At 60.5% G+C, this 22,695-nt stretch carries 23 protein-coding genes; 11 read left to right on the forward strand and 12 right to left on the reverse strand.

The genetic code is table 11. The features are described 5' to 3' along the window. Positions 1 to 86 precede the first annotated feature (86 nt). The gene (locus tag E8M77_RS22305) at positions 87 to 1,166 is read right to left on the reverse strand and encodes a trifunctional transcriptional activator/DNA repair protein Ada/methylated-DNA--[protein]-cysteine S-methyltransferase (protein ID WP_137132806.1); all 1,080 of its coding nucleotides are present in this window, start codon (positions 1,164 to 1,166) and stop codon (positions 87 to 89) included. A 126-nt stretch (positions 1,167 to 1,292) separates the two neighbouring features. Then, positions 1,293 to 1,871: an NYN domain-containing protein gene (locus E8M77_RS22310; protein WP_137132807.1), complete on the reverse strand. Its 579-nt coding sequence runs from the start codon at positions 1,869 to 1,871 to the stop codon at positions 1,293 to 1,295. 286 nt (positions 1,872 to 2,157) lie between these two features. On the opposite strand from E8M77_RS22310, the gene rpoZ reads away from it, so the two are divergent. The 7 genes from rpoZ (at position 2,158) to era (ending at position 8,414) form a co-directional block, all read left to right on the forward strand. Next, complete coding sequence (gene rpoZ / locus E8M77_RS22315; RefSeq protein ID WP_137132808.1) at positions 2,158 to 2,571, forward strand: DNA-directed RNA polymerase subunit omega; 414 nt, start codon at positions 2,158 to 2,160, stop codon at positions 2,569 to 2,571. 120 nt (positions 2,572 to 2,691) lie between these two features. After that, positions 2,692 to 4,929 carry a bifunctional (p)ppGpp synthetase/guanosine-3',5'-bis(diphosphate) 3'-pyrophosphohydrolase gene (locus E8M77_RS22320; protein ID WP_137132809.1) on the forward strand — a complete coding sequence of 746 codons (2,238 nt, stop codon included), beginning with the start codon at positions 2,692 to 2,694 and terminating at the stop codon, positions 4,927 to 4,929. A 144-nt stretch (positions 4,930 to 5,073) separates the two neighbouring features. Then, a complete protein-coding gene (locus E8M77_RS22325) occupies positions 5,074 to 5,226 on the forward strand; it encodes a DUF3563 family protein (protein WP_137132810.1) in 153 nt (50 codons plus the stop codon). 247 nt (positions 5,227 to 5,473) lie between these two features. Beyond that, entirely contained in the window at positions 5,474 to 5,890 is a 417-nt protein-coding gene (gene acpS / locus E8M77_RS22330) for a holo-ACP synthase (protein WP_137132811.1), read from the forward strand. A gap of 87 nt (positions 5,891 to 5,977) precedes the next feature. After that, positions 5,978 to 6,721, forward strand: coding sequence for a signal peptidase I (lepB, locus tag E8M77_RS22335; protein ID WP_137132812.1), 744 nt, complete (start codon positions 5,978 to 5,980; stop codon positions 6,719 to 6,721). Further along, on the forward strand, positions 6,718 to 7,437 hold the full coding sequence (rnc, locus tag E8M77_RS22340) for a ribonuclease III (protein ID WP_137132813.1): 720 nt from the start codon (positions 6,718 to 6,720) through the stop codon (positions 7,435 to 7,437). Before lepB ends, rnc begins: the two co-directional genes overlap by 4 nt. A gap of 8 nt (positions 7,438 to 7,445) precedes the next feature. Next, entirely contained in the window at positions 7,446 to 8,414 is a 969-nt protein-coding gene (gene era, locus E8M77_RS22345) for a GTPase Era (RefSeq protein ID WP_170975970.1), read from the forward strand. A 32-nt stretch (positions 8,415 to 8,446) separates the two neighbouring features. Here era and E8M77_RS22350 read toward each other — a convergent pair whose 3' ends face one another. After that, positions 8,447 to 8,839 carry a hypothetical protein gene (locus E8M77_RS22350; protein ID WP_137132814.1) on the reverse strand — a complete coding sequence of 131 codons (393 nt, stop codon included), beginning with the start codon at positions 8,837 to 8,839 and terminating at the stop codon, positions 8,447 to 8,449. 157 nt (positions 8,840 to 8,996) lie between these two features. Between E8M77_RS22350 and recO the strand changes: the two genes are divergently transcribed. Continuing rightward, a complete protein-coding gene (gene recO, locus E8M77_RS22355; RefSeq protein WP_137132815.1) occupies positions 8,997 to 9,770 on the forward strand; it encodes a DNA repair protein RecO in 774 nt (257 codons plus the stop codon). Between the two features lie 3 nt (positions 9,771 to 9,773). On the opposite strand, the gene E8M77_RS22360 is transcribed toward recO, so the two are convergent. From E8M77_RS22360 to E8M77_RS22385, 6 genes are all read right to left on the reverse strand, one after another. Then, positions 9,774 to 10,994: an MFS transporter gene (locus E8M77_RS22360; protein ID WP_137132816.1), complete on the reverse strand. Its 1,221-nt coding sequence runs from the start codon at positions 10,992 to 10,994 to the stop codon at positions 9,774 to 9,776. Positions 10,995 to 11,096: 102 nt separating this feature from the next. Beyond that, positions 11,097 to 12,068 carry a flagellin gene (locus tag E8M77_RS22365; protein ID WP_137132817.1) on the reverse strand — a complete coding sequence of 324 codons (972 nt, stop codon included), beginning with the start codon at positions 12,066 to 12,068 and terminating at the stop codon, positions 11,097 to 11,099. Positions 12,069 to 12,233: 165 nt separating this feature from the next. Further along, entirely contained in the window at positions 12,234 to 13,106 is an 873-nt protein-coding gene (locus E8M77_RS22370; protein WP_137132818.1) for a DMT family transporter, read from the reverse strand. A 102-nt stretch (positions 13,107 to 13,208) separates the two neighbouring features. Next, positions 13,209 to 14,054: an MOSC domain-containing protein gene (locus E8M77_RS22375; protein ID WP_137132819.1), complete on the reverse strand. Its 846-nt coding sequence runs from the start codon at positions 14,052 to 14,054 to the stop codon at positions 13,209 to 13,211. 15 nt (positions 14,055 to 14,069) lie between these two features. Then, entirely contained in the window at positions 14,070 to 14,732 is a 663-nt protein-coding gene (locus E8M77_RS22380; RefSeq protein ID WP_137132820.1) for an HD domain-containing protein, read from the reverse strand. Further along, complete coding sequence (locus tag E8M77_RS22385) at positions 14,725 to 17,484, reverse strand: DUF2339 domain-containing protein (RefSeq protein ID WP_137132821.1); 2,760 nt, start codon at positions 17,482 to 17,484, stop codon at positions 14,725 to 14,727. Before E8M77_RS22385 ends, E8M77_RS22380 begins: the two co-directional genes overlap by 8 nt. Positions 17,485 to 17,747: 263 nt before the next feature. Here E8M77_RS22385 and E8M77_RS22390 point away from each other — a divergent pair, with 263 nt between their 5' ends. The 3 genes from E8M77_RS22390 to E8M77_RS22400 all read left to right on the forward strand — a co-directional run bounded on the left by E8M77_RS22390 (position 17,748) and on the right by E8M77_RS22400 (position 20,581). Beyond that, complete coding sequence (locus E8M77_RS22390) at positions 17,748 to 18,779, forward strand: ABC transporter substrate-binding protein (protein ID WP_137132822.1); 1,032 nt, start codon at positions 17,748 to 17,750, stop codon at positions 18,777 to 18,779. 195 nt (positions 18,780 to 18,974) lie between these two features. Further along, on the forward strand, positions 18,975 to 19,763 hold the full coding sequence (locus E8M77_RS22395) for an ABC transporter ATP-binding protein (RefSeq protein WP_170975971.1): 789 nt from the start codon (positions 18,975 to 18,977) through the stop codon (positions 19,761 to 19,763). Beyond that, complete coding sequence (locus E8M77_RS22400) at positions 19,760 to 20,581, forward strand: ABC transporter permease (RefSeq protein WP_137132823.1); 822 nt, start codon at positions 19,760 to 19,762, stop codon at positions 20,579 to 20,581. Before E8M77_RS22395 ends, E8M77_RS22400 begins: the two co-directional genes overlap by 4 nt. 70 nt (positions 20,582 to 20,651) lie before the next feature. Here E8M77_RS22400 and E8M77_RS22405 read toward each other — a convergent pair whose 3' ends face one another. The 3 genes from E8M77_RS22405 to E8M77_RS22415 are packed head-to-tail and all read right to left on the reverse strand — an operon-like array spanning position 20,652 to position 22,641. After that, the gene (locus E8M77_RS22405; RefSeq protein WP_137132824.1) at positions 20,652 to 21,170 is read right to left on the reverse strand and encodes a tyrosine phosphatase family protein; all 519 of its coding nucleotides are present in this window, start codon (positions 21,168 to 21,170) and stop codon (positions 20,652 to 20,654) included. Further along, positions 21,167 to 21,763, reverse strand: coding sequence for an HD family hydrolase (locus E8M77_RS22410; RefSeq protein ID WP_137133082.1), 597 nt, complete (start codon positions 21,761 to 21,763; stop codon positions 21,167 to 21,169). The genes E8M77_RS22405 and E8M77_RS22410 overlap by 4 nt, the downstream gene beginning before the upstream one ends. 35 nt (positions 21,764 to 21,798) lie before the next feature. Continuing rightward, positions 21,799 to 22,641 (reverse strand): folate-binding protein YgfZ, encoded by an 843-nt coding sequence (locus tag E8M77_RS22415; protein ID WP_137132825.1) that lies wholly within the window; start codon positions 22,639 to 22,641, stop codon positions 21,799 to 21,801. Between the last annotated feature and the right edge of the window lie 54 nt (positions 22,642 to 22,695).

A 22,695-nucleotide genomic window follows, 5' to 3' on the forward strand; every position in this document is an offset into this window, starting at 1 on the left:
GTGGGAGGAAATTCACATCTTCTGTGACGGCGGCAAACTGCCGCACAAGGGGGCATTCGTCCAGTGAATGTTGGAAATGCTTTTGATCAGCGGATTTGATGGGTTCCGGCTGCCATCCCTTGCATCTGCTGTTCGTGCCGAATCAGCCATTGCTTGCGCCAGAGACCGCCGCCATAGCCGGTGAGGCTTCCGTCGGCGCCGATGACGCGGTGGCAGGGAATGATCACAGCGATCTGATTGGCGCCATTGGTGCGGGCAACAGCCCTGACAGCGCTCGGTCTGCCCAGTGACGCGGCAAGGCTCGAATAACTCTGGCTCTGACCGGCAGGAATTGCCTGCAGGGCGCGCCAGACATCACGTTCGAATGGCGTGCCATGGCTTCCGATTCGCACCGTGAACGTGCCCGCGCGTCCGGCGAAATAGTCTGCCAATTCCTCTTCGACCTGCTCTGTGACGATGGTACGGCCCATGATGATGCCATGACCGGAGCGCTGTTGCAGGCGCTTCAACTCGGTAGGCAAGGCGGGGCGATCGGCAAATTCCAGCAGATGCAGAGCATGTTCGCAGGCAATGCACAGCATTGGCCCGATCGACGTCTCGATCCAATGCGCCTTCATCAGGCTCTGGGAGCGAATAGCCTGAGGCGTGGCTCCCAGCAACTGATTGATGGCACTGCGAAAGCCGCTACCGGACTCAAATCCGGCATCGAGTTGCGCTTCGATCACGGATGCGCCCTCATGCAATGTCATGGTGGCCGAGCTGATACGCCGTAACCTGGCAATCTCAAGAAAACTCATACCAAAACGCCGTTTGAAGGCTCGCCTGACCGTGGACGTGTCATGGCCAAGCGCGACGATGTCTCTCTCTGTCCGGCGTCTTGCCGGTTCGGCATCCAACGCGGACAGAAGCCCGGTCACTGCCGGATCCGTATCGCCGTAGCGCAGCATGGGACGACAACGCTTGCAGGGACGAAAGCCGGCCTCCAGGCAGGCTGCAATTGCTGTCTCGAAGCGGCAATTGTCCCGGCGCGGTTTCCGTGCAGGGCAGGTGAGTCGGCAGAAAATGCCGGTCGAGGTCACGCAGACAAAGGCAAAGCCTTCATAGGCTGCATCGCGGCAGAGAAGCGCTTGATAAAGGGTGTCGTCATCGGGGCGAGTGAGCATCATGATGTCACTCTAGCGCCATGCGATTGCACCCGCCGCCGAAAATCGGGCGCCTACTGTGCAAATCTCATCGTAATGAACGAAAGCCCCGGCGGAGGACGAGCAACCGCCGGGAGCCTCCAGATCCTATTAGTCTTCCGTGGGTTCCACGACCGGCTCCGGCACACGTTGCACGCGCTCGGAAGGATCACGACCGATTTCCGCCTTCAGCGAGATGAGGTCGATAAAGTGGTCCGACTGGCGGCGCAGGTCATCGGCAATCATCGGCGGCTGGGTTGCCATGGTGGAGACGACGGAGACCTTGCGGCCCTTGCGCTGAAGCGCCTCGACCAGCGTGGTGAAATCGCCGTCACCGGAAAACAGTACGAGGTGATCGACGGTCTCCGACTGTTCCATGGCGTCGATGGCCAGTTCGATGTCCATATTGCCCTTCACCTTGCGGCGGCCCATGGAATCGGTAAACTCCTTGGCGGGCTTGGTGACAACCTTATAGCCGTTGTAATCCAGCCAATCGATCAGCGGGCGAATCGACGAATATTCCTGGTCCTCTATCAGGGCGGTGTAATAATAGGCTCGCAGCAGGTAGCCGCGCTTCTGAAATGCTTTCAGCAGTTTGCGATAATCGATGTCAAAGCCAAGGCTTTTCGATGCCGCATAAAGGTTTGCGCCGTCAATGAAGAGTGCAATCTTCTCTCTTGGGTCGAACATATGTCCTCCATCCCCCTAAAATACATTGGGTATCGCTCAGTATGAAATAGTTTGTCGAAACTTTACGTTTCGGGACAAGATTAAGCGCGATACATTATGACTTATTCATATAAATTCATTTACGTGACGATTCGGAAAACTCCAAGCAACCGCAGGTTGAGTTTACTGGAGATTTTGAGGCCGTGGCTCTGCTATTCAGGGGTGGCGGAGGAAAAACTTGAATTTAGCGTTCAATCCCTGTATCGGGCATGCTAAATCCTGAAATAGCGACCGCAAAGGACAGGCAATGGCCCGTGTCACAGTAGAAGATTGCATCGACAAAGTCGATAACCGTTTCGAGCTGGTGCTGCTTGCTAGCCACCGCGCACGGCAGATCTCCCAGGGCGCATCGATCACGATCGATCGCGACAACGATAAGAATCCGGTTGTGGCGCTACGCGAAATCGCCGACGAAACCCTGTCGCCCGACGACCTGAAGGAAGACCTCATCCACTCGCTGCAGAAGCATGTGGAAGTCGACGAGCCCGAGCCCGATCCGTCGAGCCTGATTTCCGCCAATGGCGGCGCATCGGCTGGTGGAGACAAGGGTCTGGACGAAGACGACATGCCGGAAACCGTTACTTTCGACCAGATGTCGGAAGAAGAGCTGCTGGCTGGCATCGAAGGTCTGGTTCCGCCGGAAAAGAGCGACGATTACTGACGATTACCAATCGTCAATGCTGTCGCATTAAATCGCTTGTCTATATGCTCATGGCTGCGCCAGTCTCCCGATTGGCGCGCCATTTTTATTTTCTAGTGTGTTGTAAGGAACTCCCACGGCATGATGCGGCAATACGAGCTCGTCGAGCGGGTTCAGAAATACAAGCCCGAAGCGAACGAAGCTCTTCTGAACAAGGCCTATGTCTATGCCATGCAGAAGCATGGCCAGCAGAAGCGCGCCAGTGGCGACCCCTATATTTCGCATCCGCTGGAAGTGGCCGCCATCCTCACCGACATGCATCTGGACGAATCCACCATTGCGGTGGCGCTGCTGCACGATACGATCGAGGACACGACGGCGACCCGTGCCGAGATCGACGAACTGTTCGGTGAGGATATCGGCCGGCTTGTCGAGGGGCTGACCAAGCTCAAGCGGCTCGACCTTGTCTCGAAAAAGGCCAAGCAGGCGGAAAACCTGCGCAAGCTGTTGCTTGCGATTTCCGACGACGTGCGCGTCCTGCTCGTCAAGCTTGCTGACCGCCTGCACAATATGCGCACGCTTGAGCACATGTCGCAGGAAAAGCGCGCCCGCATTTCCGAAGAGACCATGGATATCTATGCGCCGCTTGCCGGCCGCATGGGCATGCAGGATATGCGCGAGGAGCTGGAAGAGCTTTCCTTCCGCTACATGAACCCGGAAGCCTATGAGACGGTGACGAAGCGCCTGGCCGAGCTTTCGGCGCGCAACGAGGGCCTGATCACCAAGATCGAGGACGAATTGCGTGACCTGCTGATCGCCAATGGTCTGTTGAACGCGTCTGCCAAGGGCCGGCAGAAAAAACCCTATTCCGTCTTCCGCAAGATGCAGTCGAAGTCGCTCTCTTTCGAGCAGCTGTCGGATGTCTACGGCTTTCGCATTCTCGTGGATGATATTCCTGCCTGCTACCGGGCTCTTGGTATCGTGCACACGCGCTGGCGCGTCGTGCCGGGCCGGTTCAAGGATTACATCTCGACGCCGAAGCAGAATGACTACCGCTCGATCCACACCACCATTGTCGGACCATCGCGCCAACGCATCGAGTTGCAGATCCGCACCAAGCGCATGCACGAGATCGCCGAATTCGGCATTGCCGCGCACAGTCTCTACAAGGACGGCGAGGGCGGCGAGCAAGGCGAGCTTCTGTCGAAGGAATCGAACGCCTATAACTGGCTGCGGCACACGATTGAGGCTCTGGCGGAAGGCGACAATCCGGAAGAATTCCTTGAACACACGAAGCTTGAGCTTTTCCAGGATCAGGTGTTCTGTTTCACGCCGAAGGGCAAGCTGATTGCGCTACCGCGCGGCGCGACACCCATTGATTTTGCCTATGCGGTGCACACCAATATCGGCGACACCACGGTCGGCGCCAAGATCAACGGTCGCATCATGCCGCTCGTCACACGCCTTTCCAATGGCGATGAAGTCGAGATCATCCGGTCGGGCGTACAGGTGCCGCCGGCGGCCTGGGAGGAAATCGTTGTGACCGGCAAGGCGCGCGCCGCCATTCGCCGCGCCACCCGCATGGCCATCCGTAAGCAATATGCCGGCCTTGGCTATCGCATTCTGGAGCGCACCTTTGAGCGTGCCGGCAAGGCCTTTACCCGCGAAATCCTGAAGCCGGCGCTCTACAGGCTCGGCCAGAAGGATGTCGAGGATGCCATAGCCTCCGTCGGTCGCGGTGAAATGTCGTCGCTCGATGTGCTGAAGGCCGTCTTCCCCGAATACAAGGACGAGCGCACCACCATCAAGCCCGCCGCTGATCAGGGCTGGTTCAATATGCAAAGTGCCTCAGGCATGATGTTCCGCCTGCCGGGCAATGAACGCACGCTGAGCGAGGCGACCGAAGCCGCCATCCCGTCCGGCGGTCCCGAACCCCTGCCGATCCGCGGACTGGCCGGCAATGTCGAGGTGCGTTTTGCACCAGCGGGCGCCGTGCCCGGCGATCGTATCGTCGGCATCATGGAGGAGGGCAAGGGCATGACCATCTACCCGATCCAGGCCTCTGCGCTGCAGAAGTTCGATGACCAGCCGGAAAGCTGGGTGGACGTGCGCTGGGATCTGGACGAGGCCAACAAGTCCCGCTTTCCGGCCAAGATCACCATCACGGCGCTCAATGAACCGGGGACGCTTGCCACGATTGCCCAGACCATTGCCCGGCTGGAAATCAATATCCGGCTGATGACCATGGGCAATGTACAGGCGGATTTTTCCGAGTTCGCCCTTGAAGTGGAGGTCTGGGATCTGCGCCAGTTGAACCAGCTTCTGGCGCAATTGAAGGATCTCGACTGCGTTTCGACCGTGAAGCGCGTCTATGACTGATGCCTTTTTGGGCATTTGTTAAGCAATGCGGCCAAGGCATGGCCGCATTGCTATGCGTCTGGCGCAGGGCTGCCGAGGCAAGCCAGCGGTGGTGCTCGAGCGCGACTGATCGTATCTTGTGCATAGCAACATAAGGAAAAGATCATGTTTAAGCCGCTCAAGACTTTCGCCCGCGCTCTCCGTGCTCCCAGCGTCCAGGACCGCGAAATGGCCTATCTGAATGAATCGCATGATGCGATCGAACTCGAATACCGCATGCGCCAGATCGATCGCGGCATGTTCCGCAAGGGTCTCTGAAATATCGCGCTGAAGACAAGGCGCTTTTCTTCTGTCCGTCGCGAAGCCTCGCGCTTCATGACGCAGATATGCGCCCACTGCCTGTAGAAGTCGCGGCTCTGCTGCGATATCGCCATGATTGTCGGCATTTAAGATGATGCGCGCCGTGTCGGGGAACATTTAGTTTCCGCGCCGACACCGCGCCGGATGGTCGACAATTTCGCCTCGGTCTGACATGGATTGTGCCGAGGCAGGCGAGAGGAACCGCATGATCATTGGCATGGGCAGCGACCTGATCGATATAAGACGGGTCGAGAAGTCGATCGAGCGGTTTGGCGACCGTTTCACGCATCGCTGTTTCACCGATATTGAAAGAGGCAAGTCCGACGGTCGCAAGACACGGGCCGCCTCGTATGCCAAGCGCTTTGCCGCCAAGGAAGCCTGTTCCAAGGCGCTCGGCACAGGGCTCGCGCAAGGCGTGTTCTGGAAGGACATGGGTGTCGTCAATCTGCCAAGCGGCAAGCCGACGATGCACCTGACCGGCGGCGCGGCCGAAAAATTGGCCGAACTCATGCCCGCCGGGCATCGCGCCATCATCCATCTCACCATTACCGATGAATTTCCCTATGCCCAGGCCTTCGTGGTCATTGAGGCGCGTCCGCTGGACGGTCCGGCTGTGCCGTGACGGCGCATCCTTGCCGATTGATGCCATTGCCCGCTTGCGGGGAAGAGTTTAGAGAAGCCGAAACTGTTGAAAGCGAGAGACGTGCACGTGTCCGAAAAAGTCGAGAAGAAGCAGAGCGCCCTTTGGGAAAACATCAAGGTCATCATCCAGGCGCTGCTGCTGGCGATGGTCATCCGCACGGTGGCGTTTCAGCCCTTCACCATTCCCTCCGGTTCGATGATGCCGACTCTGCTCGTCGGCGATTACATCTTCGTCAACAAGTTCGCCTATGGCTATTCCCGCTATTCCATGCCGTTTTCGCCGGACCTGTTTTCCGGCCGCATCCTGGCCAGTGAGCCCAAGCGCGGCGACGTCATCGTCTTTCGCCTGCCCACTGATCCCGATGTCGATTATATCAAGCGCCTGATTGGCCTGCCGGGTGACCGCGTGCAGATGATCAACGGTGTTCTGCAGCTGAATGGCCAGCCGGTTCCCAAAATGGCCGACGGCAATTTCACCTCCGATTACCGCCTCGATCCGGGCTCTGACGTTCCCGTGTTCCGTGAAACGCTGGACAATGGCCGAACCTATGACACGCTCGACCAGTCGCCCGTGTCGCGCGGGGATAATACCCGCGAATTCATCGTTCCCGAAGGCCACTATTTCTTCATGGGCGATAACCGCGACAATTCCCTCGATAGCCGCTTCGATGTGGGCTATGTTCCGGCGGAAAACCTGGTGGGCCGCGCCAGCATGATCTTCTTCTCGCTGGGCAATGACACCTCGTTCCGCGAGATCTGGAAATGGCCGGCCAACATGCGTTGGGATCGCTTGTTCAAGGTGGTTGACTGATGCGCAGCACGACATTGTCGGCAGATCAGCGCGCCCGGCTTGAAAAGGTCATCGGGTACGAGTTTGCCGACAAGCAATGGCTTGACCGTGCCATGACCCATGCCAGCACTGGCGGGGCCAAGGTTGCCAATTACGAGCGTCTGGAATTTCTTGGCGATCGCGTTCTGGGCCTGTGCGTGGCCGAACTTCTGTTCGCCACGTTCCGCGATGCGGCGGAAGGCGAATTGTCCGTGCGCCTGAACCAGCTGGTGAGCGCTGAAAGCTGCGCTGGCATTGCCGATGAGCTTGGACTTCACCAGTTCATTCGCACCGGCGCCGATGTGAAGAAGCTGACCGGAAAGCGCATGCTGAATGTGCGCGCCGATGTGGTAGAAAGCTTGATTGCCGCACTTTACCTCGATGGCGGCCTGGATGCAGCCCGAAGCTTCATCCTGCGCAACTGGAAGGGCCGCGCAACACATGCCGATGCCGCCCGTCGCGATGCCAAGACCGAGCTGCAGGAATGGTCGCATGCCCGCTTCGGGCTGACCCCCGTATACCGGATCGACGATCGGTCCGGCCCGGATCATGAGCCGCGCTTTACGGTGACGGTGGAAGTCAAAGGCGTTCTGCCGGAAACCGGCGTGGAACGCTCCAAGCGCGCCGCCGAACAGGTGGCCGCCACGAAAATGCTGGAACGTGAAGGCGTGTGGCAAAAGCCCGCCGACGAAGGCTGAAGGATCAGATGAGCGAAGAAGAAAACACGGCCGGCCTTCCCGAGGCGGCACCCTCCACACCGGTGGACCCGACCCGCACCGGCCCCACGCGCTCCGGCTTCGTGGCGCTGATCGGCGCGACCAATGCCGGCAAATCGACGCTGGTCAACCGGCTGGTCGGCGCCAAAGTGTCGATCGTCAGCCACAAGGTGCAGACAACACGCGCCATCGTGCGGGGCATCGCCATCCATAACAACACGCAGATGGTGTTCATGGATACGCCCGGCATCTTCAAGCCGCGCCGCAGGCTGGACCGCGCCATGGTCACCTCCGCCTGGGGCGGCGCCAAGGATGCCGATTTCATCGTGCTTCTGGTCGATAGCGAGCGTGGCCTGAAGGGCGATGCGGATGCCATTCTGGAAGGTCTGAAGGAAGTCTATCAGCCGAAGATCCTTGTGCTCAACAAGATCGACCAGGTTCGCCCGGAAGATCTGTTGAAGCTGGCGCAGGCGGCCAATGAAAAAATCCCGTTCATCGAGACCTTCATGATCTCGGCGACGACCGGTTCCGGCTGCAATGACTTGATGGACTATCTGGCCAAGCAACTGCCGGAAGGCCCCTGGTATTATCCCGAGGACCAGATTTCCGACCTGCCGATGCGCCAGCTCGCTGCCGAAATCACCCGCGAAAAGCTTTTCCTGCGCCTGCATCAGGAACTTCCCTATTCCTCGCATGTGGAAACGGAAAAGTGGGAAGAGCGCAAGGACGGCTCGGTGCGCATCGAGCAGGTGATCTATGTCGAGCGCGACAGCCAGAAGAAGATCGCACTTGGTAAGGGCGGCGATGCCATCAAGGCGATTTCGACCGCATCCCGCAAGGAAATCTCCGAGATCCTCGAACAGCCGGTGCACCTCTTCCTCTTCGTCAAGGTGCGCGAAAACTGGGGCGATGATCCGGAGCGGTTCCGCGAAATGGGTCTGGAATTCCCAAAGGGCTGATGCCCAAAAAGGCAGGATTTGCGGCGCCTCGGTTATTTGCGCCGCATCATCAGCACCTTGATCTCTTCGAAGCGCCGGCGCTGCTCCGGCTCTTCCGCGGCCTGCGAATAGCAGGTGTCCGACATGCAGAACTGCACCAGTTCCAGCGGCGCCGTATTGTTCTTGAAAGTGCATTCCACTTCGTCGTTGAAATCGGTCGGCTCAGGGTTCTGGCGTGTCGTATAGGTCAGGCGTGCGCCGGGCGGGGTGAGTTCCGGGAACGATTGTACGATACCGGTGTTGAGGACCGGAGACAGCAGAAAGCTCTTGGCGACATTGACGCAAGCCGCCTCAAGGTCGGGCGACTGGGCGGCCGCGGGTGGTGCCGACAGGGCAAGGGTCGCGGGCAGGGCGAGGGCCGTGGCTAAAAGCAGAATATGGCGCATGGGATCTCCGGAAATTGTTTTGCGGCCAGCAACAGCGCTGGCGGCCGGTTTGTTCCATCGCCTATGGCCGACAGCTGTCGAAATGCGGTAAAACTCCGATTCAATTGCAGGCACTTGTCAGATAGCGTCGCAATTCAACATGAAATGAGCGTGCGCCATGCAATGGCAGGATGAAGGCATCGTCATCGGTGTTCGACGCCATGGGGAAACCAGCGTGGTGGCGGAGCTGATGACACGCGAGCGCGGCCGCCATATGGGGCTCGTGCGCGGTGGCCGCTCGCGCAGCATGCAGCCGGTGCTGCAACCGGGAAACCGGGTGGAAGCCGTCTGGCGCGCAAGGCTCGATGAACATCTTGGCGATTACCGGCTGGAGCCCGTGCATCTAAGGGCCGCACGGCTTATGGAAAGTGCAACCTCCGTTTATGGCGTACAGGCCATGGGGGCTCTCTTGCGCCTGTTGCCGGAGCGTGATCCGCATCCGCATCTGTTTGATGCGCTCGACGTGATCCTCGACCACATGGACGATCCGGCAGGGGCGGGCGAGCTGTTCGTGCGCTTTGAACTCGCCGTGCTCAACGATCTCGGCTTCGGGCTTGACCTCACCGAATGTGCAGCCACCGGCACCCGCGAGGATCTGATCTATGTCTCGCCGAAAAGCGGCCGGGCCGTTTCGGCGGCGGCTGGCGCGCCCTATGCTGATCGTCTCCTGCCTTTGCCGGCGTTTCTCGGTCCCCAGACGGGTGAGCCGACCAAGGGCGCCAATTGTCAGACCCTGACGGCGGCCTTTCGACTCAGCGGCTTTTTCCTGCACCGGCATGTCTATGAGCCACGCGGCATGACGGAGATTGCCGCACGCGATGGCTTCGTGCAGGCCGCGCTGAAGGCGCTTGGCCGTATAGAGACGGACAGGCGCGCGCAGCTGACGGCATAAGCCTCAAGTAGCCAATGCAAGAGGCCTGTCGACCGGCCGCTCGCGGATCGGCCAATGCACGGCGGCGGCAAACAGGCCAAGGCCTACCCCGATCCACCAGACCGGATCATAGGAGCCAAAATGGTCATAGAGATAGCCGCCCATCCATACGCCGAGGAAGGAGCCGATCTGATGGCCGAGAAAGACCATGCCGCCCAGAAGGCCCAGATGCCGGGTGCCGAACATGATGGCAACCAGTGCATTGGTGGGTGGCACTGTCGATAGCCAGAGAAGCCCCATCACCACGGCAAACAGAATGACCGAGAGGGGCGTCTGCGGCAGGAGCAGGAAGGCCGTGACGGCAATCGAGCGGCCGATATAGATCAGCGCCAGAAAATAGGGCTTGGAATAGCGCTGGCCGATAAAGCCGGCAGCCAGCGAGCCAATGATGTTGAAGAAGCCGATCAGCGCCATGGCAATCACCGCATAGCGCGCATCAATGCCCAGATCGCCGAGATAGGCTGGAAAATGCGCGGTGATGAAAGCCACCTGATAGCCGCAGACGAAAAAGCCGGAGACCAAAAGCAGATAGCTGCGATGGCCAAAGGCTTCTTTGAGGGCTTGCGCAATGCTCTGTTCCACATCCGATTGTTTCTGCGTGCCCGAGGAGGAATTGCCGCGCAGCGGAAAGGCCAGAAGCGGCACGACCAGCATCAGCACACCCATCAGCACCAGGCTGTCGGACCAGCCATAGGCATTGATCAGCGTCTGGCTGAGCGGCGCAAACAGGAACATGCCGGCAGACCCGGCAGCCGTGCCGATGCCGAATGCCATGGAGCGCTGTGCCGGGGTGACATTGCGGGCGAAGGCGGAGAGAACGACGCTGAAGGAGCCGGCACCGATGGCCATGCCGACCAGCATGCCGCCGCCGACATGCAGCCAGATCGGCGCGGCCGCATGGGCCATGACGCTCAGACCTGCTGCATAGAGAAGGCCGGACATGGCCAGCACCCGGCCGGTGCCATATTTATCGGCAAGCGCGCCGAAGAAGGGCTGGCTGAGACCCCAGAACAGGTTCTGCAGGGCCATAGCGAGACCGAAGGTCGATCGGTCCCAGCCGGTATCGGCCAGCATGGGCAGCTGGAAAAAGCCCATGGCTGAGCGCGGGCCAAAGGTCAGCATGGCAATCAGCGAGCCGCTGGCAATAATCAGCCAGGGCATGGTGGCAGCGCTTTTCTGCGTCATCGGGCAATCCTCGCTCACGTCACCATCAAGCATAGATCCTGCTATCGATAAGCCAAGCGAGTTTTATTGCTGTTTGCTATTCGAGCGCGTGATGTTTCGCCGTCAGTTGAACAGCTGGAGAATGTTCTGCGGTTCGTTATTGGCGATGGAAAGCGCCTGGATCGCTAGTTGCTGCTGCGCTGTCAGCGCTTTGAGGCGGGTTGCCTCTTCGTCCATGTCGGCATCGACAAGCGTGCCGATACCGCGATCCATCCAGTCACGCAGATCATGCACGAAACTTGTCTGGATTTCGAGGCGCGACTGGACCGCACCGAAGCCGGCGCCGGAATCGGCCAGCATCTGCACCATGCCGTCGACGACGGCAATCATGTCGTCCAGTTCGTCGGATGTTGTGTCCTTGGTGAGAGCAATTTCCGTCGCCGTCGCGCTGTTGCTGTCATTCACGACGAGCACGTAATTGGTCGCGGCACCGGCATCTACGGCAAATTGTGTGCTGGTCAAAATACCGGCTTCGCCACCCGTATTGGTTGAACGATCATCGATCAGCGGGCTGATGCTGCCGCCCGATGTCCACAGTTCCATGTCAATTGTCTCCATATACACACCGCCATTCGTGTCGCGGTAGAAGGAGGCCGCAAGTTCGGCCGTATTGTCCGAACTGTCGCTGATATTGAGCCAGTTGACGCCGTTGAAGCTCGCTGAGCTTGCGATCGATTGCAGCTGCTCCTTGAGCTGGGTGATTTCCGAGTTGACCTTTTGCTTGTCGACGCCCGGTTCCGAAGCGGAGACGAGCTTGGCCTTGATCTCGTCAGTCACTGAAATTGCGGCTTCCAGCCCTTCATAGGCAACATCGACGGTGGCAGAGCCCAGGTTCAGCGCATCCTCGACGGCTGCCAATGCCTTGTCATCGGAGCGCATCGTGGTGGCGATTGACCAATAGGCGGCATTCTTGGATGCCTGGTCGATGCGCTGGCCGCTCGACATCCGCCCTTGCGTCACGGCAAGATCATTGGATACATCGCGCAGCGTCGCAAGCGCCGCGGTTGCGCCGAAATTGGTGTGAATACTCGACATAATACGCTCTACTCAGTACAAAATACACGCATTGATACAACAGCAGGCACCTTGAACATGGTTACCGGACCGTCGCCTGATCTGAGCTTCATTCAAGCATTGCTAACCTTAATGCCGGTTTAAAGCCGGGCAAAAAAGGTTGTCCTATTTGAAAGATGGATGCCGTTATCTTTGAAGACGCGCGCGCCGGCTTTCCCGCCAGATAGTGAACAGCCCGGCACTGATGACGAGAAGTGCGCCGAGGATCATGTTGATCGTCAGCACCTCGCCATAGATCAGCACCCCGAGTGCGCAGACGAGAACCACCTGTACATAGCCGATCTGCTGCACGGTTACGGCATCGACCAGATCATAGGCGCGGATCAGCAGGTAATGCCCGCTCATGCCCGTCAGGCATAGAGCCGCCATCCAGATCCAGTCCTCACGTGCCAGCGTCGTCCAATAGAAGGGGCCAACAAAGCTGATGGCGGCGGCGCCGGCCACGCCCGTATAGAAAAAGCTGGTAGCCGAGCTGTCCACCCGACCGGCAAGCCGCGTGGTAATGGCATAAAGCGCAAAGATCACCGAGCCGATCACCGGCAGGATGATGCGGGCGTCGAGATGGGCCTTCGTCGGGTTGATGATCATCAGCACGCCGAACATGCCCACCGCAATGGCTGTCCAGCGCCGCCAGCCGACCTTTTCGCCGAGCAGCGGCACTGAGAGCGCGGCCACCACCAGCGGCGTTGCGGCAAAGATCGATTGCGTCTGCGACAGGCCGACAAGCACGAAAGAGGTGATGGCAAAACAGATCTGCACCACCAGGATCACGCCACGCGTGATTTGCAGGAAAGGCCGCCGGCTTTTTGCTACGCCGGCAATGCCGCCCGGCATGCGAGCGCTGAGGAGAATGACGAAGAGGGCAAAGGCCCAGTAGCGGATCATGATGATGAAGATCGGCGGATAAAGCGAGCCGAGATGCTTGGAAACCACATCCTGCGCGGCAAAGATGGTTACCGCTGCAAGGGAAAATACAAGGCCAGTGGTTCTTCCAGTCATGTTGTGTCTCGGCATTTCAAACAGGCTGGCCACCGCAAGCTCAGGGGCCGCGGGGGCAGGGGATAGGGCCGGCCCGCCAAGATGACGGGCATGCAGAGAGCGTCAGCGATGCTTGATCGCAAAGGGTTGGCGGCGGTCGAGAACACGCACCTCCTCACCGACGGACAAAAGGCTTGAGCCCACCGGCACGGCATTCCAGCCGAACAGCGGGCCGGGTACCCGCCGATCTGCCGACATGCGGATACGGCCCATGGCCGGCATCGGGCTTGCGCCCTCGCGCGAACCGGTCTCCTGGTCCTGCGTCGTCATGATGCAGCGGGCGCAAGGCTTGACGAGATAGAGCACGAGCCCGCCGATTTCGAGCGAGCCCCAGCCGTCTTCCGCCCAGGCCTCCGCATGGTCGAGAACGATGTTGGCGCGGAAACGATCCATGTTGACCGACGCTTCGCCATGCGCTGCCATATCGGCATTCAATGCGGCAAGCGAGCCGGTGGTGGTGACCAGAACCTGATAGCCATCGGCGAAGGAAACCGGCGTGCCGGGGCCGGCCCATTCGGCGCTGGCCTCGCGTTTTGCATCGGCATCGAAATGCACGAGGCGCACTTCGCGCGACAGCCAGGCCGAGAGCGTGGCATTGACGGCATCCGGTGCAAGTGCTGCGCTGACCGTGGAGCGCCAGACGACGACATCCTGGCGCCTGTCCGGTGCCGGGGCGGCAACCTCCATCTCGCCCTTGCCCTCCATCCTCAATCGTAGACCCTGCGTGCCTGTCGCCGTTTGCAACTGCGCCAGAAGTGGCATTTCGCGCTGGGTGATGAAATGGCCGGTGGGATCAATGATCATCCAGCGACGATCCCCCTCCAGCCCCAGGGCATTGATCGATGACTGTTGAAGGGCAATGCCGCGGGCGCTTTTCAGCGGAAAGATGTTGAGTTCTGCAATGCGCATGGGGAAATGCCTTGGTTAGATTTCGTAGAGGAACGCGTCGTAGAAGGCAGCGAGTTGGCGGTGCCGCTCTTGCGCCAGGAGCCGACCCGCCGGCGTCCGGAAACCATCGGCAAGCTTGAGCAGCTTTGTCTGAAAATGATCGAGCGCATAGGTTCGGTCGTCAAGGTCACGTTTCATCCCGGATGGATCGCCGGCATGATAAAGTTGCGAGCCCATGCGCCCGGCAATGTAGAAGGTGCGCGCCACGCCGATGAGGCCAAGCGAATCCAGCCGGTCCGCATCCTGCAGGATTTTCGCTTCCAGCGTCTGCGGCGCCACATTGGCGGAAAAGCTGTGCGCGTGAATGGCATGCGCGACAGATGCTATTCGCGCCTTTGCCCAGCCAAGCTCTGAGAGGATACGGCTTGCCTTGTCCGCCGCAAGCGCTGATGCTTGCGCTCTGTTCTGCGCATTCTTCTCGACGGCCACGCAATCATGCAGCAGAACGGCGGCGGCCAGCACCTCGCCATCGCCGCCTTCGCTGCTCTGGATGCTGAAAGCATTGCCAAACACGCGCAGGATATGCGCCAGATCATGGGCGCCATCATCGCTGTCGGTGGCATGGTCTATCAACTGGGCGGCAAGCGCTTCAAACGGGGCGAAACGCGCGGCAAGCGCGTCCGTCGGCAATTCAGGCATCCGGCATGTCTTTCGAATCGGCGGGGGTTGTCACTGCCGTCTTCTGCGCCAGAACACGCTGGTAGAACAGCCCGATCCCGATCAGCACCCCGCCAAGCCCGATGAAGGACAGCGCCCGCAGGATGCCTTCGAGATTGGCCATGTCGATGAGAAAGACCTTGAGCACCGAGACCAGTACCAGGCCTGCCGAGGCCAGCCGTAGCAAGCGCGCATCACGTCTTGAGCCGAGCGTCAGCAGGCCGACGCCGATCGCCAGCCAGACCACGGAATAGGTATAGGTTTCTCCCTCCAGAAAGCCCTTCCAATCGGCAATATTGGTGCCCTGCCAGACACCGCGCACCGAAAGTGTCGCCCAGGCGAAGCCGAGCAGCGCAGCCGTCAGCGCCAGCAGTACCATGTAGGGGCCGGGACGCTTGTTGCGCGCATAAAGGGAAAGGCCTGCATAGGCGAATGCCGGCAGGAGATAGCCCGGCAGGAGCAGGTTGACGATTGGCCAATTGCCGATGAGTTCGCCTGAAAAGTAAGGGTTCAGTGAGCCCAGATGCAGTACCAGCACATTGATAGTGGCGATAACGCCGGCGAGGATCGAACCATCGCGGAAGACCGTGCTCGGGCTCTTGAGGTCAAGCGTCATCAGCACACCGGAGAGGCCAACGGTCAGCAGCGTATAGATCGACTGTTCGCCAAGCGTCAGCGCACGGTCATCCAGCACGCCGCCGCTCATGGCATGACGCACGAGGATGGCAAGGGTGAGAAAACCCATCAGTGCTGCCAGCCCCTGCAGCGCATTCAGCACCCGCCGTCCCGGCCAGCGGCGCAGCAACCAGGCAGAGGCAATCAGCAATATAGCCGGGATGCCATAGCCGGGCAAAAGTGCGTTGAAGAGCGGTGTCGTGCCCAGCCGGTCTGGGCCGACAATTGTGGGGTCCCATCCGATGCGGAAGAACACCACCAGTGTGGCGGCAACCATCATCCAGGGCAGGCCGCGCCAGGGCCTGGATCGTGTGAGGACCACATAGGCGAAGCCGAGGAGGGACACGCCAATCGTCGTTGCAAGACCATGGGTCAGCGCATGCAGCGACAGCGTGAAGGCGGCAAAGGAGCCGATGAGCAGCAGGTCGCGGGCAAGGTTCGGGGCGGCAGGATCTTCGTCTGTCTTTGCAAGATGGAAGGCGACAAACCGCAGGGCTGCGCCAATCGCCAGAGCATAGAGGCCATGCAACCAGTCGCGCCCGAGCGTGCCGTAATTCAGGAAGGTAATGCTGGCCAGCGTCACCGGCACGGCGGAGGCAAGCACGGCCCAGACTGCGGCCATGTCCGGATCGCTTTGGCCCTTGCGGCGCAGGAAAAGCAGGCCGCAGGCGGTGAATATGGCGCCAAGAACCAGTGCCCCGAGCACGTCCGGCCCGATGGCGGCGAGCATGCCTTGGGTCTCGGCTGTCGTCGGTGACAGGTCCGACAGGTCAAACAGCGCCGTCAGCCCGACACCCCATATGGCCGCGGTGCTGGCAAGCAGTGCCGGCCAAGCGCCGGCGCGGCGCCCCGCACCGAGACCTGCCAGAAGGCCGGTCACGGCCACGAAAATCAGGACCGGGTGGGTGAATGCTGGTGTATCGACAAGCAGCAGCGTCAGCGCCCCGAACATGACTGCCAGCGAGACTGACATCATGATGCCACGTGGCCGGCGCCCGAGAAGCCGAAACAGGCGCCGCAAGGCGCCGGCCGGCGCCGGTGCCGCTTCGACCGTGTCTTCGAAGGCACGGCCGGGCCAGAGGAATGCGGTGCCGGTTAGCATGACAAGCAGCGACAGGCCTGGCGGCACGCTATCCAGCACGTTTGCATTTACTGCATAGGCAACAACCCAGGCAAGCATGCCGAAATTGGCAAGAGCAGGCACCAGCAACCAGCGGCGGATGCGGGCTGCGCCATTGCTGGCCAGCCAGACCAGTGACAGGAAGCCGAAGAGGGCGCCGATATTGGGCGCATCCGATGTGACCAATGCCGGCGTGATCAGCGAACCGATCAGGCCAAGCCCGGCCAGCGCCTGTCCATGCAGAAGCGAGAGGGTTATGGTTGAAAGAGATACCAGCGCCAGAAGAACGAAGGCGGGCGTCGTGCCGATAAAGCCATAGGAAGCATGTGCAGTGTAAAGGGTGGCAAGCAGCGTTACGCTGGCCGCGGCCGTCAGCATGCCCGGCACCATGGCATTCGTATAGATGGCCGGCAGGTTCGGCAGAGCCCGGCGGCGCAGACCTTCGCCGGCACCCGCCAGCAGGAGCCCGAAGAGGGCTGCCAGCACAAGCCGCGTGCCGGGGCCAAGCAGACCGCTTTCGATCGAATAGCGCACGAGGAACACGCCGCCGAGCGCCAGTGCCAACCCGCCGACCCACACGGTCCAGCGCGCCCCAAGCCGGCTTTCGAAGCTTTCGCCCGGTTTGTGGCTTACCGGTTTTGGTGCCGGTTTTGCGGCCGGTTTCGGCGTTGATATTGCGGGGGCGGGCGTTTTCTGCGGCTTCGGCTCCATGGTCTGGGGTGCTGCCGTCTTGATATCGGAAGATGGCAGAGCTTTCGCTGTCTCGATCGGCTTTTGCGCCACCGGTTCTGGCACCGCTGGCACGGCTATGGAGAGGGGTGCTGCCAGGCTCTTCTTCAGGGCCTTGACCTCTTTCTCCAGCGTCTTCAGACGGTGCGAAAGCTGGCGCTGCCAGAATAGCAGCGCAAAAAGCAAAGCGATCAGAATGAGTTCCAGCATGAAGGCCCCGCCGAGATGTTTGGAGCCCGGTTATATCGCCCCAAGCCTGCAAAAGGAAAGGCGCTTCGAGCTGTGGTTGGTGCTGGCGGGCGACCGGATATGCTGAAACTTGCGGCAGATCATGCAAGTTTACATGGCTTGCGCTCAATGCGTAGGCAATGGAGAATATGTGGTCACATAATGTGCAATTTCGACTTGCAAGCGGCGGCAAGAATGGCTTTGATGATCTGTGTCTCAAGAACATTCCAGGGGGAAACCAAGATATGCTGACCCGCCGCCTTTTCGCCAAGCTTCCGGCCGTCGCCGCATTGGCGCTTGCTACCGGTTTTTCTGCACCTGCCTTTGCCGATACTGCCATCAAGTTCACGCTCGACTGGAAGTTCGAGGGCCCAGCCGCGGGCTTCCTGCTGGCACTCGACAAGGGTTACTTCAAGGCCGAAGGTCTGGACGTGACGATCGATAGTGGCAACGGCTCCGTGGAAGCCATTCCGCGCGTTGCCACCGGCGCCTACCAGATGGGCTTTGGCGATATCAACTCGGTCATCAAGTTCCTCGACGAGGATCCGAGCCAGAAGATCAAGGCCGTGATGATGGTCTATGAGCGCCCCACCTTTGCGGTCGTCGGCCGCAAGTCGCTCGGCATCACCACCGATCCGAAGTCGCTGGAAGGCAAGAAGCTCGGCGCTCCGCCGCCGGATGGCGCCTTTGCCCAGTGGAAGGCCTTCAAGCAGGTCGCGAAGATCGACGACAGCAAGATCAAGATCGAATCGGTCGGCTTTCCGGTGCGTGAGCCCATGCTCGCCAAGGGCGATGTCGACGCGGTCTTCGGGTTCGCCTTCTCCGTCATCCTGAACCTGAAGAAGCAGGGCATCAAGGACGAGGACATCGCCACCATCCTGATGGCCGAGCATGGACTCAACCTCTACGGCAACGCCGTGCTGGTGAACAAGGATTTCGCTGAAAAGAACCCGGCTGCGGTCAAGGGGTTCCTCAAGGCGCTGGCCAAGGGCTTTGCCGATGCCGTGGCCAAGCCGGACGAGGGCGTCGCCGCCGTTCTGAAGCGCAACGAGACGCTGGATAGCGCCATCGAGCTGGAACGCCTCAACATGGCAAATGCCATGAACATCAAGACGCCTTACGTGGTCGCAAACGGCTTTGGTGGCGTCGATATGACCCGCCTCGGCGCCTCCATCGATACGTTGAAAGTCTCCATGGGGCTGAAGGGCAATGTGAAGGCGGAAGACGTGTTCGATGCCAGCTACCTGCCGGAGAAGTCGGCACGCATGCTGCCCTGAACGTAAAACCCCGCCCCAAACCCCTCCCCACAAGGGGGAGGGGCTTAACCTGCCGCACGGGTTTGCGCATTTCGAGCGCGAATGTGGGTGGAGCACGGGTTGGGCGGGTGCCCCGCGTCTTCTCCCCCCTTGTGGGGAGATGGCCGGCAGGCCAGAGGGGGTCTTTGGGCCTGCATGAGACTGGACGGAGAAAACATGTCCCACCTCGTTTCCATCGATAATGTCGATATGCGCTATGGCGGCGCGGAAGGCACGCTGGCCGTTGCCGGCCTCACCATGCGGGTCGATAAGGGTGAATTTACCGCTGTGGTCGGGCCGTCAGGCTGCGGCAAGTCCACGCTGATGAAGCTGGTGACCGGTCTGCATATTCCCCAGACCGGTGTTGTCGTCGTGGCCGGTCAGCAGGTGACGAAACCCGTCTCCATCGTCGGCATGGCGTTCCAGAACCCGACAATGCTGCCCTGGCGCACGACGCTCGAAAACATCCTGTTGCCGCTGGAAATTGTCGAAAGGCACCGCCATCGCCTGCGCGCCAACAAGATAGAATATGTCGAGAAGGCGGAAAACCTGCTGGAGATCGTCGGCTTGAAGGGTTTCGGCTCGAAATTTCCCTGGCAGCTTTCGGGCGGCATGCAGCAGCGCGCCAATCTCTGTCGCGCCCTGATCCATGAGCCGGACCTGTTGATGCTGGACGAGCCCTTCGGCGCGCTGGATGCCTTTACCCGCGAGGAACTCTGGTGCGTCATCCGCGATCTGCATGCGGCCCAGGGCGTCACCATCGTGCTCGTCACGCATGACCTGCGCGAGGCGGTCTTCCTTGCCGACAAGATCTTCGTCATGACAGCGCGTCCGGGCCGGATCCTGAAAGAACACTATGTGCCCTTCGAGCGTCCGCGCGATCTGGAGATCATGTACGAGACGCGCTTCAACGACATGGTGCATGAGTTGCACGGGGAAATCGCCAAGGCGAGGGTAGTGGCATGAGCGCGCTTTCAGACAATTCCGCAAGCCTTGCCACGCCGCGCAAGCCGGTGATGGCCCGCATCAACTGGGTGCGTGCCGCCCCCTGGCTTTACACGATCGGCCTGTTTGTCCTCTGGGAACTGCTGGTCATCGCCCTCGATATGCCACCGACCATTCTGCCGGCCCCGACCGATGTGTTTGCCGCCATCGTCAAATATTGGTCGCCGATCTGGAAGAATTCTGTCCAGACGCTTTACACCACGACCATGGGTTTTGCGATTGCCGTTGTGGCCGGGCTTGGCATCGGCCTCTTCATCGGCTGGTCGAAGACCATCTATGCGGGGCTCTATCCGCTGATGATCGGCTTTAATGCCATTCCGAAAGTGGCGCTGGTGCCCATCCTCGTCATCTGGTTCGGTATTGGCACAGTGCCGGCGGTGCTGACGGCCTTCCTCATCTCCTTCTTTCCCATCGTTGTGAATGTCGCGACCGGGCTTGCCACGATCGAGCCGGAAACCGAGGACGTTCTGCGTGCGCTCGGCGCCCGCAAGATGGATATCATGCTGAAAGTCGGCATTCCGCGCTCCATGCCCTACTTTTTCGGCTCGCTGAAGGTGGCGATCACGCTCGCCTTCGTCGGTTCGGTCGTCTCGGAAACCGTCGCCTCCAATTACGGTCTTGGCAATATGATGAGCTCGGCGCAGAGCCAGTTCAACGTGCCGCTGGTGTTTGCGGGCCTCTTGATGCTCGCCTTCGAAGGTATCGTCATGTACGCGCTGATGGCCTGGATCGAAAAGCGCATGACCGGCTGGGCGCACCGCTCGACGATGGCGCAGTAAAAGGCCAGCCCGCCGTCACTGATATCTTCGGTGACGGCTGGCACTCTATCAATGCTGAATGCATTTCCAATCAGTCTGTCAGCGGCAGAACGAAGCTTGCCCGGCCATCCGTTTCAGCACCGCGGCCGATGGACTTGATCGCAGCGACCAGCCGGCCATTGCGGGAAAGCGCCTTGTCGCCAAATTCGATCAGCCGGCTATTGGGCGTCGCATGCGGGGCAACCTGCCGCAGCCGGTTTGCCAGTGCAAATTCATCCTGGTCCGGATCAAGCGACAGGGATGCGATTACGGCAGCGGCCGGCGAGCGCGATACGCCCATCCAGCAATGGATGACGAGCGGCGCCGTCTGGTCCCAGTCCTTCACGAAGGCGATCAGCTCCTCCACATGCTGCGTGCTCGGCGCAATCAGATCGCCGGTACCAGCAAAGGCGATATCGTTCATGGCAAGCTTCAGGTGGCGTTCGGCGCGAATGACGCCCGGCCGGTGGAAATCCTGGCCTTCCGCCATCAGGCTGACCATTTCGCTTGCGCGGTGGCGCACCGCTAGCTCGGCAATATGGGAGAGCGGGCAGACGATGATGGCTCTCATGCGGGGCGCGCTCCGGTAGAGGTTTCCTGCAGGCGGGAGGTATCGAGCGCCTGGAAGCGTGCCAGAAACAGGCTTTGCGCCTCGGTTGCCGCCATCGGTTCGATGCGCAGCATGTCGCGGGTCACGCCGCGCGGGGTGCCGAAGAATTTCTGGGCTTCTTCCGTCGAAAAACCGGCAAGCTCGGTTGCTTCGAAGAAGGCGGCCATCGTATCGGCCTTCTTGATGCGTGTCTTCAGCGTCGCCGTGGGATGCGGCGGCAGGCCGAACCGCAGATGCACCGCCGCTTCCAGCCGCTTTTCAACCGCCTTGTAGCCGCCACCGACGACGGCCTTGAAGGGCGAGATCATGTCGCCGATCACATATTCCGGCGCATCATGCAGCAGCGTCATCAACAGGTCGGTCGTCGAGGCGTTAGGGTTGGCGAGGCGAAAGATTTCCTCCACCGCCAAGCTGTGCTGCGCCACCGAATAGGCGTGGTCGCCGCGTGTCTGGCCGTTCCACCGCGCAACGCGGGCCAAACCATGGGCAATATCGGCGATTTCCACGTCAAGCGGTGACGGGTCGAGCAGGTCGAGGCGCCGGCCGGATAGCATGCGCTGCCAGGCGCGGGCAGAGGACAGGCTACCGCTCACGTCTCTGCCTCTTGCGCCTCAACCGGAAAGGCAAGCCCTGTCCATGCCGGGAGCGACAGCGTGACGGCGACATCATTGGCAGTGACTGGAACGCCGCGTGCCAATGCGTCCCCGACCCGGTCTATGCGCACAATGGCAAGGCCACGCGCGCCCGCAACGGTTCCAAGCGTGCCGACCGGCTTTCCGGCGGCCATCAATTCGGTGCCGCTGGCTGGCAGTTCCGTTTCGGCAGACACCTGCACCACGCGGCGGCGTGCCGTTCCGCGATGCTGCATGCGCGACACCACTTCCTGGCCGACATAGCAGCCCTTGCGGAAGGAGAGCCCGCCATCGCGATCGAGCAGGATATCGTGGGGGAAGGCGTCTTGCAGCGCGTAGTCGGCGCCAGATGAGACGAGGCCGGCCTGGATGCGCAGGACATCGTAGTCCGCCCTGCCATCGGGGCCGGACCCGCCGGGCATGCGCTGCAGCACAATGCCGGCCTTTGCGAAGGCCGTATCGGCCACGCCTGCCGCAGAGTCTGGGTGATCACCCCAGGTGACGGTGACGCCATCATCACCGGGAGACAGGGTCACGGCGGCGCGCAGCTTGTACATGGTCAGTCGGCGCAGCAGGGCCTCGCGCTGGGCGCTGTCGCATTCCAGCGCAAAGCCTGAAGCCGTGCGCCAGATGATGAAGTCGAACAGGATCTTGCCCTGTGGCGTGAGAAGTGCACCGGTGCGTGCCTCGCCGGTGGCCAGACTGTCGACATCTGTGGTGATGATACCCTGGAGCAGGGTCTGCGCATCTGTGCCTTCAACAAGGACAAGACTGCGATGGGCAAGGAAGGCGACGGGCATGGCAGGATGAATCCGGTTCTGTGCGCCAGAGATAGGCACAAGCGAAAGCCAAGG

This window comes from Rhizobium sp. FY34 (genome assembly GCF_005222845.1).
GTDB lineage: Bacteria > Pseudomonadota > Alphaproteobacteria > Rhizobiales > Rhizobiaceae > Neorhizobium.